At 76.0% G+C, this 14,499-nt stretch carries 11 protein-coding genes and 1 riboswitch; of the genes, 7 read left to right on the top strand and 4 right to left on the bottom strand.

Features of this window, described 5'->3' with window-relative positions; all coding sequences use genetic code 11:
* Positions 1-176 precede the first annotated feature (176 nt).
* Positions 177-437: a hypothetical protein gene (locus tag ACFY00_RS21905; RefSeq protein WP_388033120.1), complete on the top strand. Its 261-nt coding sequence runs from the start codon at positions 177-179 to the stop codon at positions 435-437.
* Between the two features lie 226 nt (positions 438-663).
* Here the strand turns inward: ACFY00_RS21905 and ACFY00_RS21900 are convergent, their stop codons facing one another.
* Both ACFY00_RS21900 and ACFY00_RS21895 read right to left on the bottom strand, forming a co-directional pair.
* Positions 664-1,602, bottom strand: a complete 939-nt coding sequence (locus tag ACFY00_RS21900; protein WP_388033119.1) for a zinc-binding alcohol dehydrogenase family protein — start codon at positions 1,600-1,602, stop codon at positions 664-666.
* A 163-nt stretch (positions 1,603-1,765) separates the two neighbouring features.
* Positions 1,766-2,179, bottom strand: a complete 414-nt coding sequence (locus ACFY00_RS21895; protein WP_388033118.1) for a winged helix-turn-helix transcriptional regulator — start codon at positions 2,177-2,179, stop codon at positions 1,766-1,768.
* Between the two features lie 239 nt (positions 2,180-2,418).
* Here ACFY00_RS21895 and ACFY00_RS21890 point away from each other — a divergent pair, with 239 nt between their 5' ends.
* The 3 genes from ACFY00_RS21890 (at position 2,419) to ACFY00_RS21880 (ending at position 5,161) form a co-directional block, all read left to right on the top strand.
* Positions 2,419-3,312: an NADP-dependent oxidoreductase gene (locus ACFY00_RS21890; RefSeq protein ID WP_388033144.1), complete on the top strand. Its 894-nt coding sequence runs from the start codon at positions 2,419-2,421 to the stop codon at positions 3,310-3,312.
* A 164-nt stretch (positions 3,313-3,476) separates the two neighbouring features.
* A complete protein-coding gene (locus tag ACFY00_RS21885) occupies positions 3,477-4,400 on the top strand; it encodes an NADP-dependent oxidoreductase (protein ID WP_388033117.1) in 924 nt (307 codons plus the stop codon).
* Complete coding sequence (locus ACFY00_RS21880; RefSeq protein WP_388033116.1) at positions 4,397-5,161, top strand: VOC family protein; 765 nt, start codon at positions 4,397-4,399, stop codon at positions 5,159-5,161. The genes ACFY00_RS21885 and ACFY00_RS21880 overlap by 4 nt, the downstream gene beginning before the upstream one ends.
* Before the next feature lie 55 nt (positions 5,162-5,216).
* On the opposite strand, the gene lnt is transcribed toward ACFY00_RS21880, so the two are convergent.
* Positions 5,217-6,776 carry an apolipoprotein N-acyltransferase gene (gene lnt / locus ACFY00_RS21875; RefSeq protein WP_388033115.1) on the bottom strand — a complete coding sequence of 520 codons (1,560 nt, stop codon included), beginning with the start codon at positions 6,774-6,776 and terminating at the stop codon, positions 5,217-5,219.
* A gap of 163 nt (positions 6,777-6,939) precedes the next feature.
* Entirely contained in the window at positions 6,940-10,548 is a 3,609-nt protein-coding gene (gene cobN / locus ACFY00_RS21870) for a cobaltochelatase subunit CobN (RefSeq protein ID WP_388033114.1), read from the bottom strand.
* Between the two features lie 203 nt (positions 10,549-10,751).
* A riboswitch (cobalamin riboswitch) is annotated at positions 10,752-10,827 on the bottom strand.
* Positions 10,828-11,067: 240 nt separating this feature from the next.
* Here cobN and ACFY00_RS21865 point away from each other — a divergent pair.
* The 3 genes from ACFY00_RS21865 to ACFY00_RS21855 are packed head-to-tail and all read left to right on the top strand — an operon-like array spanning position 11,068 to position 14,497.
* Positions 11,068-12,282, top strand: coding sequence for a cobalamin biosynthesis protein CobG (locus ACFY00_RS21865; protein ID WP_388033113.1), 1,215 nt, complete (start codon positions 11,068-11,070; stop codon positions 12,280-12,282).
* The gene (locus ACFY00_RS21860; protein WP_380236043.1) at positions 12,279-12,905 is read left to right on the top strand and encodes a precorrin-8X methylmutase; all 627 of its coding nucleotides are present in this window, start codon (positions 12,279-12,281) and stop codon (positions 12,903-12,905) included. Before ACFY00_RS21865 ends, ACFY00_RS21860 begins: the two co-directional genes overlap by 4 nt.
* A complete protein-coding gene (locus tag ACFY00_RS21855; protein ID WP_388033112.1) occupies positions 12,902-14,497 on the top strand; it encodes a precorrin-2 C(20)-methyltransferase in 1,596 nt (531 codons plus the stop codon). The genes ACFY00_RS21860 and ACFY00_RS21855 overlap by 4 nt, the downstream gene beginning before the upstream one ends.
* The last annotated feature ends 2 nt before the right edge of the window (positions 14,498-14,499 follow it).

The raw sequence follows: 14,499 nt of genomic DNA, 5'->3' as shown, positions 1-14,499 counted from the left end.
GCCTCCCCCCGGGGAGCGAGCGGACGGATCGGCTGGGGAGGGGGTACGGTCGGTCGGGACGCGAGGGGAGGCGAGGGGATGACCGCGACGGCGGAACCCGGAGCACGGCAGGTGCGGCGCGGCGGCCGCGGGAGCGGACCGGCCCGCACCCGCGGGCGGCGGACCGGGACGGCGACGTGAACGGCTGGCAGGTCTGGCTGCAGGACCAGCCCGCCCAGACGATGATCGCGATCTCGAAGGCCGACGACGACCTGTTCGCGCTGGTCACCGCCGCCCTCGTCCTCCTCGACGACCGGGCCGGCACCCCGGTCGACGCCTGGGGCGACCTGCGCAGCGTCGTCCTCGCCCCGGCCGTCACCGCGGAGCTGTTCGTCAACGCCGACGAGCGCACGATCGACGTCCTGCGCCTGGTCTGGATCCCGGGCCTGGGCGGCTGACCCGCGACGGTCCGTCGCCAGCCGACCAGGGGGCCGGGGCGGGAGTGTGCCGGGTGTGTTCGACCTCGGCGCGGAGGTCGAGCGGCGCCTTACCGGGGCGCGGCGCGTCGTCGACCTGACGTCGGGGTGTTCCGGACGTCGAGCGGCCACCGCGGTCGCTTCGGTGGCGGCCGCCTTGCGGGCGGTCACTTCGTCCGGCACCGGCAGTGCGGTGAGCTTTTGCCGCTCACATCAGCACGGCGAGTGTTCCCCGTAGTCCGCCTTTCCGGCGGACCGTGACGGCGCGCGCCGCTTCTGCGAAGGGCAGGGTGGCGGTGCGGAGGGTGAGCCGACCGCTGGTGAGGTCCTCCAGGAGCGCGTCGAACACCGGGGCGGGCACGTGGCGGCGGACCATGTTGACCGGGAGCAGCGCGATGTCCCGGGAGAGCAGGGTGGGCAGGTCGAGGCGCAGGGCGGTGCCGGCCACGTAGCCGATCAGGACCGCCCGTCCGCCCGGTCGGACGGCCCGGAGGAGGCCGGGGAGGGCGTCCCCGCCGACGGTGTCGAGCAGGGCGTCGGCGTCCTCCCCGATCGCGGCCGCCTCCGGTGCCGGGCCGACCAGGATCTCGTGCGCGGCGTCGGGGACGGCGCGGGCCGCGTCGTCGTCCCGGACCACGGCGACGACGTGGGCGCCGGCCCGGGCGGCCAGTTGCACGCACAGCGAGCCGACGGCGCCGGCGGCCCCGGTGACCAGGACCCGCTCCCCCTGCCCGATCCGGCCCACTGCTCCGACGGCGGCCCACGCGGTGGTCATGGGGGAGTAGCAGGTGGCCGCGAGTGCGGCGTCCGTCTCCTCGGGGACTCCGCGGACCGCGCCGACCGGCACGGCGACCTGTTCGGCCCAGGTGCCGTTCCGCTCCAGGCCGATGCCGCCGCCGCGCACCAGGACCCGGCGTCCGAGCAGCGCGGCGCCGCCTGCGACGACGGTGCCGACGCCCGCGGTGCCGGGGGTGAACGGCAGGGCGGGCCGGTGGACGAAGGTTCCGGTCATGACGGTGAGGTCGAGGTGGGTGACGGCGGCGGCCTCGACCTTGACGACCACCTCACCGTCCGGTGCCGGTCCCGGGGGGTCGGTCTCTTCCAGGGCGGGAGCGGTGTCCCAGGTGCGCAGACGAGCAGCGAGCACGGCGTCCTCCAGGGGGAACGGTCGTCAGTGGCGGTACCCGTCGAGGAGAACCCCGCGGCGAACCTGCGGTCCACTATCTCCGCAGATCGAGAATGCCCGCGTGTGCAAGTACGGATGGAGCGCCCCCCGGTGCGAGGGGACGACCGGTGCGGGGCGTCGCGCGTCAGTCGACGGCGGCCTCGCCGTCGTAGCGGGCGCGGTTGTCCTGGATTTCGTCGTGGTGGGTGCCCGCCCAGTCGACGAGGGCGGTGACGGCGTCGAGGAGGGTGGTGCCCAGGTCGGTGAGGGCGTACTCGACGCGCGGGGGCACTTCGGGGTACGCGGTGCGGGTGACCAGGCCGTCGCGCTGGAGCTGGCGCAGGGTGTGGGTGAGCATGCGCTGGGAGATGCCGGTGACGGCGTTCTGCAGGTCGGTGTAGCGCAGGGGGCCGTGCTGCAGGGTGCCGATGACGAGCACGGTCCACTTGTCGCCGGCCCGGTCCACGATCTGCCGGATCGTCTCGCCCTGCTCGGCCGGCCAGCGGGCGCACGGCCCCGGCAGCGCGGCGGTCCGCTCGGTCTTCCGGTCGACCTGCATGGCGCACCTGCTCTTCCGGCTCCGCACACGCGTGTGCCTTTTGTGGGCCCCTCCGTGCTGACGCAGCATGGGGTTACGCACCAATCGTACGTAACGACCGATCGGTGAGCAGCGGGACGCCGTGACACCGCCCCGGCGCGGACCCCGCGGGGGCGGCGCCGACGGCCCCGCGAGACCGGACGTCACCCCTAATCAACGCCCGGGCGGCACCCGCCCGCTCCTGGAGGAGGACCATGACCATGCGCGCCGCGACCGTTTCCCGCTTCGGAGGCCCCGAGGCAGTCGAGATCACCGAGCACCCGCTGCCCGTTCCGGGCGAGGGGCAGGTGCGCGTCGAGGTGAAGGCCGCCGCGGTCAACCCGGTGGACCTCGCCATGCGCTCCGGCGCCTTCGGCGGCCAGGGCCCCGTCGGGCTCGGTTTCGACGTGGCCGGGGTCGTCGACGCCGTCGGACCCGGCGTCGACTGGAAGCCGGGCGAGCGCGTCTTCGCGGTGGTGACCGGGCACCACAAGCCGCTGGGCACCCACGCGGAGCACATCGTGGTGGCCGCCGACATCCTCGCCCCCGCTCCCGTCTCCCTCGACGACGTCCACGCCGCCACACTGCCGTTGAACGCCACGACCGCCTCCCAGCTGCTCGACCTGCTCGACCTGGCTCCGGGGCAGAGCCTGCTGGTCGTCGGAGCGAACGGCGGGGTGGGCGCCCACGCGGTGGAGCTGGCCCACCAGCGGGGCCTGAAGGTCACCGGGGTCGCCGACGCGGCCTGCGAAGAGTTCGTCCGCGCCCGCGGCGCCGATCACTTCCTGGCCCGCGGCGAGGCCGCCGAGCCGGCGTCCTTCGACGGCGTCCTGGACACCGCGAGGCTGGGTGCCGCCGCGCTCGCCGCTGTCCGCGACGGCGGCGTCTACGGCGGCGTGTGGCCCGGCAGCGAACCCGCCTCCGAGCGCGGCATCCGTGTCGAGGCCGTCAGCGTCCGGTCCGACGCGGCCCTCCTCGCCGACCTGGCCCGCCTGGCCGACCAGGGCGTGCTCCTCACCCGCGTCGCCGGGACCTACCCCTTGACCGCCGCAGCCGAGGCCCACGCGCGACTCGCCGAGGGCGGCCTGCCCGGACGCATCGTCCTCGTGCCGTGAACCGCCCGCCCGGCCGACGACGGTGAAGGCCGCACCGCGGGCAGGGGCGGGCTGCCTCCCGGACGGCGCCCCCTCCCGTTCGGCCCACCGCCCCCCGGGCTACTCGCCGGTACCCCGGCAAGGTGGGAGGGACGGGAGGGGGCGACAGCAGGAGGAGGGACCGGATGGCGAAGGCATTCGGGTTCGTCGCGTACGGCGGACCGGAGCAGCAGGCGTTCCTGGACCGGCCGGCGCCCGTCCCCGGGCCCGGCACGCTGCGGATCAGGGTGGTGGCCGCCGGGGTCAACCCCGCGGACTGGAAGAGGCGGCAGGGCTGGTTCGGCACCGACGCCGTCCCGCCGCTGGTCATGGGCAGCGAGGCGGCCGGAGTGGTGACCGCCGTCGGCGAGGACGTGCCGGGCTTCCGGATCGGCGACGAGGTCTTCGGCACCGCCCCCGGCGGCGCCTTCGCCGAGGAGGCGCTGCTCCCCGCCCGCGCCACCGCGCACAAGCCCCGCACCGTCGGCTTCGCCGAGGCCGCCACGCTGCCCGTCGCCGCCGCCACCGCCCACGACGCGCTCGACCAGCTCGCCGCCCTCGGCCTGCGGCGCGGGGACACCCTGCTGGTCGTCGGCGTCACCGGGGGCGTCGGGACCGTCGCCGCGCAGCTCGCCCGCGGCCGCGGCCTGGAGGTGCTGGGCACCGCCGGGGAGGGCGGCGCCGAGTACGCCCGCTCGCTCGGCGCGACCCCCGTCCGCTACGGCCCCGGGGTCGCCGACCGGCTGCGCGGCGTCGCCCCCGAGGGCGTGGACGCCGTGCTCGACCTGATCGGCGGGGACGCCGTCCGGGAGGTCGCCGGGGCCCTGCGCGCCCCCGGCCGGCTGGTCTCCACCGCCGACCCGGCCACCGCCGCCGAACTCGGCGGCGCCTACGTCGAGCGCGACGGCACCGCCGCCCCGCTCGCCGCCCTCGCCGAACTCGTCGCCGCCGGAACCCTCGACCCGCACATCAGCGCCCGCTACCCGCTGGAACGCGCCGCCGAGGCGATGGCCGCGGTGGAGGGCGGACACGTCCGAGGCAAACTGATCCTGGAGATGAGCCGACCGTGACCAGCACCGAACCGAGCCCCGGCGCACCCTGCTGGGTCGAACTCGCCACCAAGGACCCGGCCGCCGCCAAGGCCTTCTACCACGAACTCTTCGGCTGGCGCGCCGAAGTCGTCCCCGACGAGAGGGCCATGGGCTACACCGGGCTCCACCTCGGCGACCGACTCGTCGCCGGACTCAGCGCCTTGATGCGGCCCGAACAGCCCACCGCCTGGACGATCGGCTTCCACACCCCCGACACCGACGCCGCCGCCGACGAGATCGCCGACGCCGACGGCACGCTGATCGTCCCGCCGACGGACGCCCTGGACTGGGGCCGGTTCGCCGTCGCCGCCGACCCCACCGGCGCGGTCTTCTCCACCTGGCAGCCCGCCGCCCTGCGCGGCGTCGACCTGCGCGACGCGCCCGGCTCCCTCGGCTGGGTCGAACTCGCCACCCGCGAACCGCAGTCGGCCGCCGCGTTCTACGCCCGGGTGTTCGGCTGGAGCGTCAACGCGGGCGAGATGTACACCCGGTTCGGCCTGGGCGGACGCGACTTCGGCGGCATGATGGACATGTCCGACCAGTTCCCGGCCGAGGTCGCGCCCTACTGGATGCCGTACTTCGTGGTCGCCGACGTCGACCTCGGCGCCGAACGCGCCGCCCTGCTCGGCGCCACCGTCACCCTCCCGCCCACCGACGTCCCCGACGGGCCCCGGCTGGCCGTCCTGCACGACCCGCAGGGCGCGCTCTTCGGCATCCACGCGGTGGAGGAGAAGGAGTGAGCGCGGCGGGCGCGGCGACCCCATCGGCCCCACCGGTCCCGTCGCGCACGGGAGTTCACACCCGGGCCGACGGCAGGCCGGTGGGCGTCGCCGACGGCGGCGGCCCCGGGCGGCCGCGCTCGCGCAGCACCGGCCCGGCCGCGGCCGCGACCGCCGCCAGCACCACCGCCAGCGCCGTCAGCGGCACCCAGTCGCCCAGCCGCACGTACCAGGTGCGGGCCGCCGGATCGGCCAGCGCCACCTGCACCGTCACCGACCCCGACGCGTCCGTGCCCAGCCGGGCCAGCCGCCGCCCCTGCGCGTCGTACGCCACCGACTCGCCCGTCAGCGCCGCCTGCACCACCGGGCGGCCGCTCTCCGCGGCCCGCAGCGCCCCCAGCGAGGCGTGCTGCGCCGGGGCCCAGGTCGACTGGAACGTCGACGTCGCCGACTGGTAGACGATCAGCTCGGCGCCCTGCCGGGCCGCGGTGCGCGACATGTCGGGGAACGCCGACTCGAAGCAGATCAGCGCCCCCACCGGCAGCGGCCGCCCGTCCCGTCCGACCACCGGCAGCAGGTGCACCGAACTCCCCGGCACCCGGTTCTCGCCCGCCGCCGCGCTCACCCCGGCGATCCAGCCCAGCAGCGGACGCAGCGGGATGTACTCGCCGAACGGCACCAGCCGGATCTTCCGGTAGCGCGCCAGCACGCCCGAACCGTCCACCAGCACCGCGTCCTTGGAGATCCTGCCGTCCGCCTTCCGGGCGTCCTCGCCGACCAGCAGCTGCGCCCCCGTGGAGCGCGACAGCGCCGCCAGCCGGTCCACCGTCGCCCGCTGCCGGTCCAGGTCCTCGGTGGTCGAACTCTCGCCCCACACCACCAGGTCCACCGGGCGGCCCGCCAGCGCCCGGGTGATCCGCACGTTCGCCTCCAGCCGGGCCTGCTCGTCCGGCGTCGACCCCGCCTGCACCAGCGCCACCGCCGCCGAACCGGCCGTCGCCGGGGCCGCCAGCGCCGAGAACGCCGCCGGACCCGCCAGCAGCGCCGCCAGCGCCGTCGCCGCCGCCAGCGCGCGCACCCGCAGGCCGCGCGCGCACAGCACCACCAGCAGCGCCGCGTTCACCGCGACCAGCGCCCAACTGACCAGCCACACCCCGCCGATCGACGCCAGGCCGAGCACCGCCGGATGCTCCCACTGGGTCGCGCCCAGCACCGCCCACGGCCCGCCCAGCGCACCCCAGGAACGGGCGTACTCGGCGCACACCCACACCGCGGGCAGCACCACCAGCGCCGCCGCCGAACGCCGCGGCGACGGCTCGCCGCCCAGCAGCCACCACGCCGCCAGGCCCAGCGGCGCCTGCAGCGCGCCGAACAGCACCGCCAGCACCGGCAGTCCCGGGCCGATCGACGGGATGAGCCAGTACATCCCCGTGAGGATGAACCCCGCGCCGAACCACCAGCCGCGCACCGCCGCCTCGCGCGCCCCGTCCGCCGCGCGCATCAGCAGCAGCCCCGGCACCAGCGCCGCCCAGGCCAGCCAGGCCAGGCCCGCGCCGGGGAAGGTCAGCACGGGCAGCGCGCCGGAGGCCAGCGCGCCGTAGCGGGCGGGTCGGGTGAGGGCGGTTCGCAGGTTCATGGGCAGATTGTCCGTCCGGTGGTGCCGGAAGGCACCCCTATTCGATCACCGGCATGTCAAGGTCCCCCCAAGCCTGCCCGGATCCCGCGCGGTCACTCGCCCCGGCCGCCGCGACCCGCCCCGGGCGGCCACCGCCCTCCGGCCGGGGGCCGCCCGGCCGCCGTCACTCGCCCTCCAGGTCGCCCTCCGTCTCCAGCAGCACCTGCCGCAGCTCGTCCAGCAGCGCCGCGTCCGGCTCCGCCCACAGGCCGCGCCCGGCGGCCTCCAGCAGGCGTTCCGCGATGCCGTGCAGGGCCCACGGGTTGGCCTCGGCGAAGAACTCGCGGTTGACCGGGTCGAGCACGTACTCCTCGGTCAGCTTCTCGTACATCCAGTCCGCGACCACGCCGGTGGTCGCGTCGTAGCCGAACAGGTAGTCGACGGTCGCGGCCATCTCGAACGCGCCCTTGTAGCCGTGCCGCCGCATCGCCTCCAGCCAGCGCGGGTTGACCACCCGGGCGCGGAAGACCCGGGCCGCCTCCTCGGTCAGGGTGCGGGTGCGCACCGTCTCCGGGCGGGTCGAGTCGCCGATGTACGCGGCCGGGCTGGAGCCGGTCAGCGCCCGCACGGTGGCCACCATGCCGCCGTGGTACTGGAAGTAGTCGTCCGAGTCGGCGATGTCGTGCTCGCGGGTGTCGGTGTTCTTCGCCGCCACCGTGATCCGCCGGTACGCGCTCTCCATCTCCTCGCGCGCGGGCCGCCCGTCCAGACCCCGCCCGTACGCGTAGCCGCCCCACACCGTGTACACCTCGGCCAGGTCCGCGTCGGTGCGCCAGTCCCGGCTGTCGATCAGCTGCAGCAGGCCCGCCCCGTACGTGCCCGGGCGGGAGCCGAACACCCGCACCGTGGCCCGGCGTTCGTCCCCGTGCTCGGCCAGGTCGGCCTGCACGTGGGCCCGGACGAAGTTCTGCTCCGCGGGCTCCTCCTGGCGGGCCGCCAGGCGTACCGCGTCGTCCAGCAGCGCCACCACGTGCGGGAAGGCGTCCCGGAAGAAGCCCGAGATCCGCAGCGTCACGTCGATCCGCGGACGGCCCAACTCGCCCACGGGGACGGGCTCCAGGCCGGTCACCCGGCGCGAGGCGTCGTCCCACACCGGGCGCACGCCCAGCAGCGCCAGCGCCTCGGCGATGTCGTCGCCCGCGGTGCGCATCGCCGAGGTGCCCCAGAGGGAGAGGCCGACGGACGGCGGGAACTGGCCGTCGTTGTCGGCCCGGTAGCGCTCGACGAGGGAGGCGGCCAGCGCCTGGCCGGTCTCCCAGGCGAGGCGGGAGGGTACGGCCTTCGGGTCCACCGAGTAGAAGTTCCGGCCGGTGGGAAGGACGTTCACCAGCCCGCGCAGCGGGGAGCCGGACGGGCCGGCCGGGACGAAACCGCCCCGCAGGGCGTGCAGCACCGCGTCCAACTCGTCGGTGGTGGAGGCCAGTCGGGGCACCAGCTGGGTCGCGGCGAAGGTCAGCACGTCGGCGACCGCGGGCGGCAGCCCCTCGGCGACCTTGGCGACCGCGGCCGGGTTCCAGTCCTCCGCCTCCATCGCCTCGACCAGCGAACGGGCCTTCGCCTCGGCCGCGTCCGTCGCCCCCAGCGTCAGCGCCGCCTCGTCCAGCCCCAGCGCCTCGCGCAGGCCCGGCAGGGCGCTCACCCCGCCCCAGATCTGCCGGGCCCGCAGGATCGACAGCACCAGGTTGACCCGGTCGGTGCCGCTGGGCGCCTGCCCCAGCACGTGCAGGCCGTCGCGGATCTGCGCGTCCTTCACCTCGCACAGCCAGCCGTCCACGTGCAGCAGGAAGTCGTCGAAGCCGTCGTCCTCCGGCCGCTCCGCCAACCCCAGGTCGTGGTCCAGCTTCGCGGCCTGGATCAGCGTCCAGATCTGCGCCCGGATCGCGGGCAGCTTCGCCGGATCCATCGCCGCGATGTTCGAGTGCTCGTCGAGGAGTTGCTCCAGCCGGGCGATGTCGCCGTAGGAGTCGGCGCGCGCCATCGGCGGCACCAGGTGGTCGACCAGCGTCGCGTGCGCCCGGCGCTTGGCCTGGGTGCCCTCGCCCGGGTCGTTCACCAGGAACGGGTAGACCAGCGGCAGGTCGCCCAGCGCCGCGTCCGGGCCGCACTCGGCGGACAGCGCCGCCGTCTTGCCCGGCAGCCACTCCAGGTTGCCGTGCTTGCCCAGGTGCACCACCGCGTGCGCGCCGAAACCGCCGTCCGCGCGGTCCGCCGCGATCCACCGGTACGCCGCCAGGTAGTGGTGGCTGGGCGGCAGGTCGGGGTCGTGGTAGATCGCCACCGGGTTCTCGCCGAACCCGCGCGGCGGCTGGACCAGCACCAGCAGGTTGCCGGAGCGGATCGCCGCCAGGACGAGGTCGCCGTCCGGGTTCTGCGAACGGTCCACGTACAGCTCGCCCGGCGCCGGGCCCCAGTGCTCCTCCACCCGCTCGCGCAGCGCCGCCGGCAGGGTGGCGTACCAGCGGCGGTAGTCGGCCGCCGGGATGCGCACCGGGTTGCGGGCCAACTGCTCCTCGGTCAGCCAGGCCTGGTCGTAGCCGCCCGCCTCGATCAGCGCGTGGATCAGCGCGTCGCCCTCGTGGCCCCGCTCCGTTCCGGTGTGGAAACCCGGCAGGCCGTCGCCCAGGTCCATGCCCTCCGCGCGCAGCCGTTCCAGCAGCCGGATCGCCGACGCCGGGGTGTCCAGGCCCACCGCGTTGCCCACCCGGGCGTGCTTGGTCGGGTACGCGGACAGCACCAGCGCCAGACGCCGCTCGGACGCCGGGGTGTGCCGCAGCCGGGCGTGCCGCACCGCGATGCCCGCGACCCGCGCCGCCCGCTCCGGGTCCGCCGCGTACACCGTCAGCCCGTCCGCGTCGACCTCCTTGAACGAGAACGGCACCGTGATCAGCCGACCGTCGAACTCCGGGACGGCCACCTGGGTCGCCGTGTCCAGCGGGGAGAGGCCGTCGTCGCTGCCCTCCCACTGGGCCCGCGACCAGGTCAGGCACAGCGCCTGCAGGATCGGCCGGTCCAGCGCCGCCAACGCCCCCGCGTCCCACGCCTCCTCGTCGCCGCCCGCCTGCGCGTCCGCGGGCCGGGTGCCGCCCGCCGCCAGCACGGTCGTCACGATCACGTCCGCCGCGCCCAGCTCCGCCAGCAGCTCCGGCTCCGCCCCGCGCAGCGAGGCGCAGAAGTACGCCCGCGCCTGCGCGCCCCGGTCCTCGACCGCCCGGCAGAGCGTCTCGACGAACGCCGTGTTGCCGCTCATGTGGTGCGCCCGGTAGTACAGCACCGCGACGACCGGGCCCTCGGCGGTGCGCGCCTCGCGCTCCAGCGGGCCCCAGGACGGCGCCGACGCCGGGGGAGCGAAACCGTGCCCGGTCAGCAGCACCGTGTCCGACAGGAACGCGCCCAGCTCCGCCAGGTTCGCCGGGCCGCCGTGCGCCAGGTACGCGTGCGCCTCCGCCGCGATGCCCGCCGGGACGCTCGACAGCTCCATCAGCTGCGCGTCCGGCGCCTGCTCACCGGTCAGCACCACCACCGGGCGCGGACCCGCCAGCAGCGCGTCCAACCCCTCCTGCCAGGCCCGGCGGCCGCCCAGCAGCCGCACCACCACCAGCTCCACGCCCTCCAGCAGCGCGGGCAGCTCCTGGGGCGACAGGCGCGCCGGGTTCGCCCAGCGGAACGGCACCGGGCCGTCGGCCGCCCGGGCGCTCAGCAGGTCGGTGTCGGACGTCGACAGCAGCAGGATCATGCGGAGGCCCTCCCGGGCGTCTCGAACGGCACGGGGCACACGGGCAGGGCAGGGCACCCGGGCAGGGCGGGGCGGGCAGGTCGCGCCCTGCGGACGGCACGGGGCGGCCCGGCAACGGCGGGCACCCGGCGGAGCGCGGGCAGGCGGCAGCGCATGGAACGGCCTTCCTCGGGGTCCTCGCCCCGGGCAGTGGAGGACGGCCGGAGTTCCTGGCTCCCACGGCTCACTGAGCCGCGGTCACAGTGGCGGGACCGCACCGGATTCGCACCGGACTTCCTCCGCTGTGCCGTCGCTGGCAGCGGACGCCCCGAGAGACGCCCGCGAGCATCGTACGGGGTGATCGGCCCCCGGGGGAGTGTGAGCTGCGACGCTGACCGAAACCCGACCACCCGCGCCCCCCGCTCCCGGCCCGCACCGCCCTGAGCTGCGCAATCGCCGCGCGGCGGGCGCCCGGGCCGCCGGGCGGGTGTGACGGAGGAGGCGGTGGCGCGAACGCGCCCGATGGGTATGCTCGCCGCCATGCCACCCACACCCGACGCCGCCCAGGCACCCTCCGTCGGGCCCGACCGAGGCCGCGCCGACGCCTGCCCCGGCGCGCTCCGACTGCACCCCGCCGAGGACGGGCACCTGGCCCGACTCCGGCTCCCCGGCGGGAAGTTGACGCACCGTCAGCTGTGCGCGATCGCCGACGCCGCCGACGCCCTCGGCGACGGCGGCATCGAGATCACCTCCCGCGGCAACGCCCAGCTGCGCGGCCTCGCCGAGGCCTGCGCCGCCGACCTCGCCGAACGCCTGCGCACCGTCGGCCTGTTGCCCTCCGACACCCACGAGCGCGTCCGCAACATCGTCGCCTCCCCACTCGCCGGAATCGACGGCCGCGGCGCAGGCGATGCCCAATTCGAGTGCTGGGTAAGGGAGTTGGACGAGGCGCTGTGCGCCGCGCCGTGGGCCGCCCGACTGTCCGGGAAGTTCCTGTTCGCCCTCGACGACGGCCGCGGCGACGTCGCGGCCCTCCAGGCCGATGTGACCTTGATCGCAGTCGGCAGCGGCCGCGCCCTGCTCCGCCTCGGCCGCGCCCGCCGCGCCACCGCCGTCGACGCACCCGTCCCCGCCGCGCTCGACGCCGCCCGCCGCTTCCTCGACCTCGCCGCCGGACGCGCCTGGCACCCCCGCGAGATCCAGTCCGAACTCCCCGAAGGCACCGTCCCGCTCCCCCCCTTCGCGGGCGAACAACCCCTGCTGGGGCAGGTGGGCGACGGCCTCTCGGTCGGACTGCGCTTCGGCCGCGCCACCAGCGCCCAGTGGCGGCTGCTCGCCGACGCCCTCCCCGCCGGCCGCACCGCCCGGCTCACCCCCTGGCGCGGCGTCGTGCTGCCCGGCGCCGACCCCGCCCGGCTCCCGCACCTCGCCGACGCCGGATTCCGCACCACCCCCGGCGGCCCCTGGGAAGGCGTCACCGCCTGCACCGGCCTGCCCGGCTGCGCCAAGTCGCTCGCCGACGTCCGCGCCCAGGCCACCCGCGCCCACACCGACGTCCCCGCCGAAGGACTGCCCGTCCACTGGTCCGGCTGCGCCCGCCGCTGCGGGCACCCCGCCGGACGCTGGGTCGACGTCCTGGCCACCGCGGCCGGACACCGCGTCACCGTCGACGGCACCGTCCGCGACACCGAAGAGAACCAGACGGCCGAGGCAGTCGCCGAAGCCCGCAACGCCCAATGGCGGAGGCCCAAATGATCGACTACGAGAAGGACGGCGCGGCCATCTACCGCCAGTCCTTCGCCACCATCCGGGCCGAGGCGAACCTCGCCCACCTGCCCGCCGACGTCGCCCGGGTCGCCGTCCGGATGATCCACGCCTGCGGCATGACCGACCTCGTCGACGACCTGCTCTGGTCGCCGAACGCCGTCGCCGACGCCCGCCGCGCCCTGCTCGCCGGAGCGCCGATCCTCTGCGACGTCAACATGGTCGCCAGCGGCGTGACCCGCAAACGGCTGCCCGCCGACAACGAGGTGCTCTGCACCCTCACCGACCCCGCCGTCCCCGAACTCGCCCGCGCCATGGGCACCACCCGCAGCGCCGCCGCCATGGAACTGTGGCTGCCCCGCCTCGAGGGCGCCGTCGTCGCCGTCGGCAACGCCCCCACCTCGCTGTTCCGCCTGCTGGAGATGATCGAGGCCGGAGCCCCCCGCCCCGCCGCCGTCATCGGCGTCCCCGTCGGCTTCATCGGCGCCGCCGAGTCCAAGCAGGCCCTCGCCGACCACCCCTCCGCCCTGGAGCACCTCGTCGTCCGGGGCCGCCGCGGCGGCAGCGCCATAGCCGCCGCAGCCATCAACGCGATTGCGAGCGAAGAAGAATGACGGAACGTCAGGAAACCGGCAGGCTGTACGGGGTCGGCGTCGGCCCCGGCGACCCGTCGCTGGTCACCGTGCGCGCCGCCGAACTCATCGGCAAGGCCGACGTCATCGCCTACCACTGCGCCCGGCACGGCCGCTCGCACGCCCGGGCCATCGCCGAACGCTACCTGACCGGCGGGCAGATCGAAGAGCGGCTGATGTACCCCGTCACCGTCGAGACCACCGACCACCCCGGCGGCTACCGCGGCGCCCTCGACGACTTCTACCAGGAGGCCTCCGCCCGGCTCGCCGCCCACCTCGACGCCGGACGCGACGTCGTCGTCCTCGCCGAGGGCGACCCGCTGTTCTACGGCTCCTACCAGCACATGCACAAGCGGCTCGCGCACCGCTACCCGACCGAGGTCGTCCCCGGCGTCACCTCGATCAGCGCCGCCGCCGCCCGCCTCGGCACCCCCCTGGTCGAAGCCGAGGAAGTCCTCACGATCATCCCCGGCACCCTCCCCGAGGAGGAACTCGCCGCCCGGCTCGCCGCCACCGACTCCGCCGTCGTCATGAAGCTCGGCCGCACCTTCCCCACCGTCCGCCGCGCCCTGGAACGGGCCGGGCGCCTCGACGACGCCCGGTACGTGGAGCGCGCCACCATGGACGGCGAGCGCACCGGACGGCTGGCCGACATCGACCCCGAGGGCGTCCCGTACTTCTCGGTCGCCGTGCTGCCCAGCAAGGTCGCCGCGCTCGACTCCAGCGGACGGCCCTACACGGACCCGGCCGATACGGCTGCGGTCGACGCGGCTTCAGCCGCCGAGGCTCCGGTCGACGCGACCCCGGGCGACGTGCCCCCGGCCGTCGGCGAGGTCGTCGTGGTCGGCACCGGGCCCGCCGGGCCGCTGTGGCTGACCCCCGAGGCGCGCGGCGCCCTCGCGAGCGCCACCGACCTGGTCGGCTACACCACCTACCTGGACCGGGTCCCCGTCCGCGCCGGGCAGCTCCGGCACGCCTCCGACAACAAGGTCGAAGGCGTCCGGGCCGAGTTCGCCCTCGACCTGGCCCGCCGCGGCCGCCGCGTCGCCGTGGTCTCCTCCGGCGACCCGGGCGTCTTCGCGATGGCCACCGCCGTCCTCGAGGCCGCCTGCACCGACCCCTACCGGGACGTCCCGGTCCGCGTCCTGCCCGGCATGACCGCCGCGCACGCCGCCGCCTCCCGGATCGGGGCGCCGCTCGGCCACGACTACGCGGTCGTCTCGCTCTCCGACCGGCTCAAGCCCTGGGAGGTCATCGCCCGGCGGCTGCGCGCCGCCGCCGAGGCCGACCTGGTGCTGGCGCTCTACAACCCCGGCTCCAAGTCCCGCACCACGCAGGTCGGTTCGGCCCGCGACCTGCTGCTGGAGTACCGCTCCCCGCAGACCCCCGTGGTGCTGGCCCGGGACGTCGGCGGCCCCACCGAACGGATCCGCACCGTCGCGCTCGCCGAACTCGACCCGGCGGACGTCGACATGCGCACCCTGCTGCTGGTCGGCTCCAGCCAGACCCAGTGGGCGCGGCGCGGCGGCGGCGCCGAAGTGGTGTGGACGCCGCGCCGCTACCCCGAGGCGTAGCA

It is taken from the genome of Kitasatospora sp. NPDC001540 (genome assembly GCF_042894345.1).
Classification (GTDB): Bacteria; Actinomycetota; Actinomycetes; order Streptomycetales; family Streptomycetaceae; genus Kitasatospora; species Kitasatospora phosalacinea_C.
The sequence above is the reverse complement of the archived record's forward strand: the minus strand, read 5'-3'. Positions and strand labels throughout refer to the sequence as shown.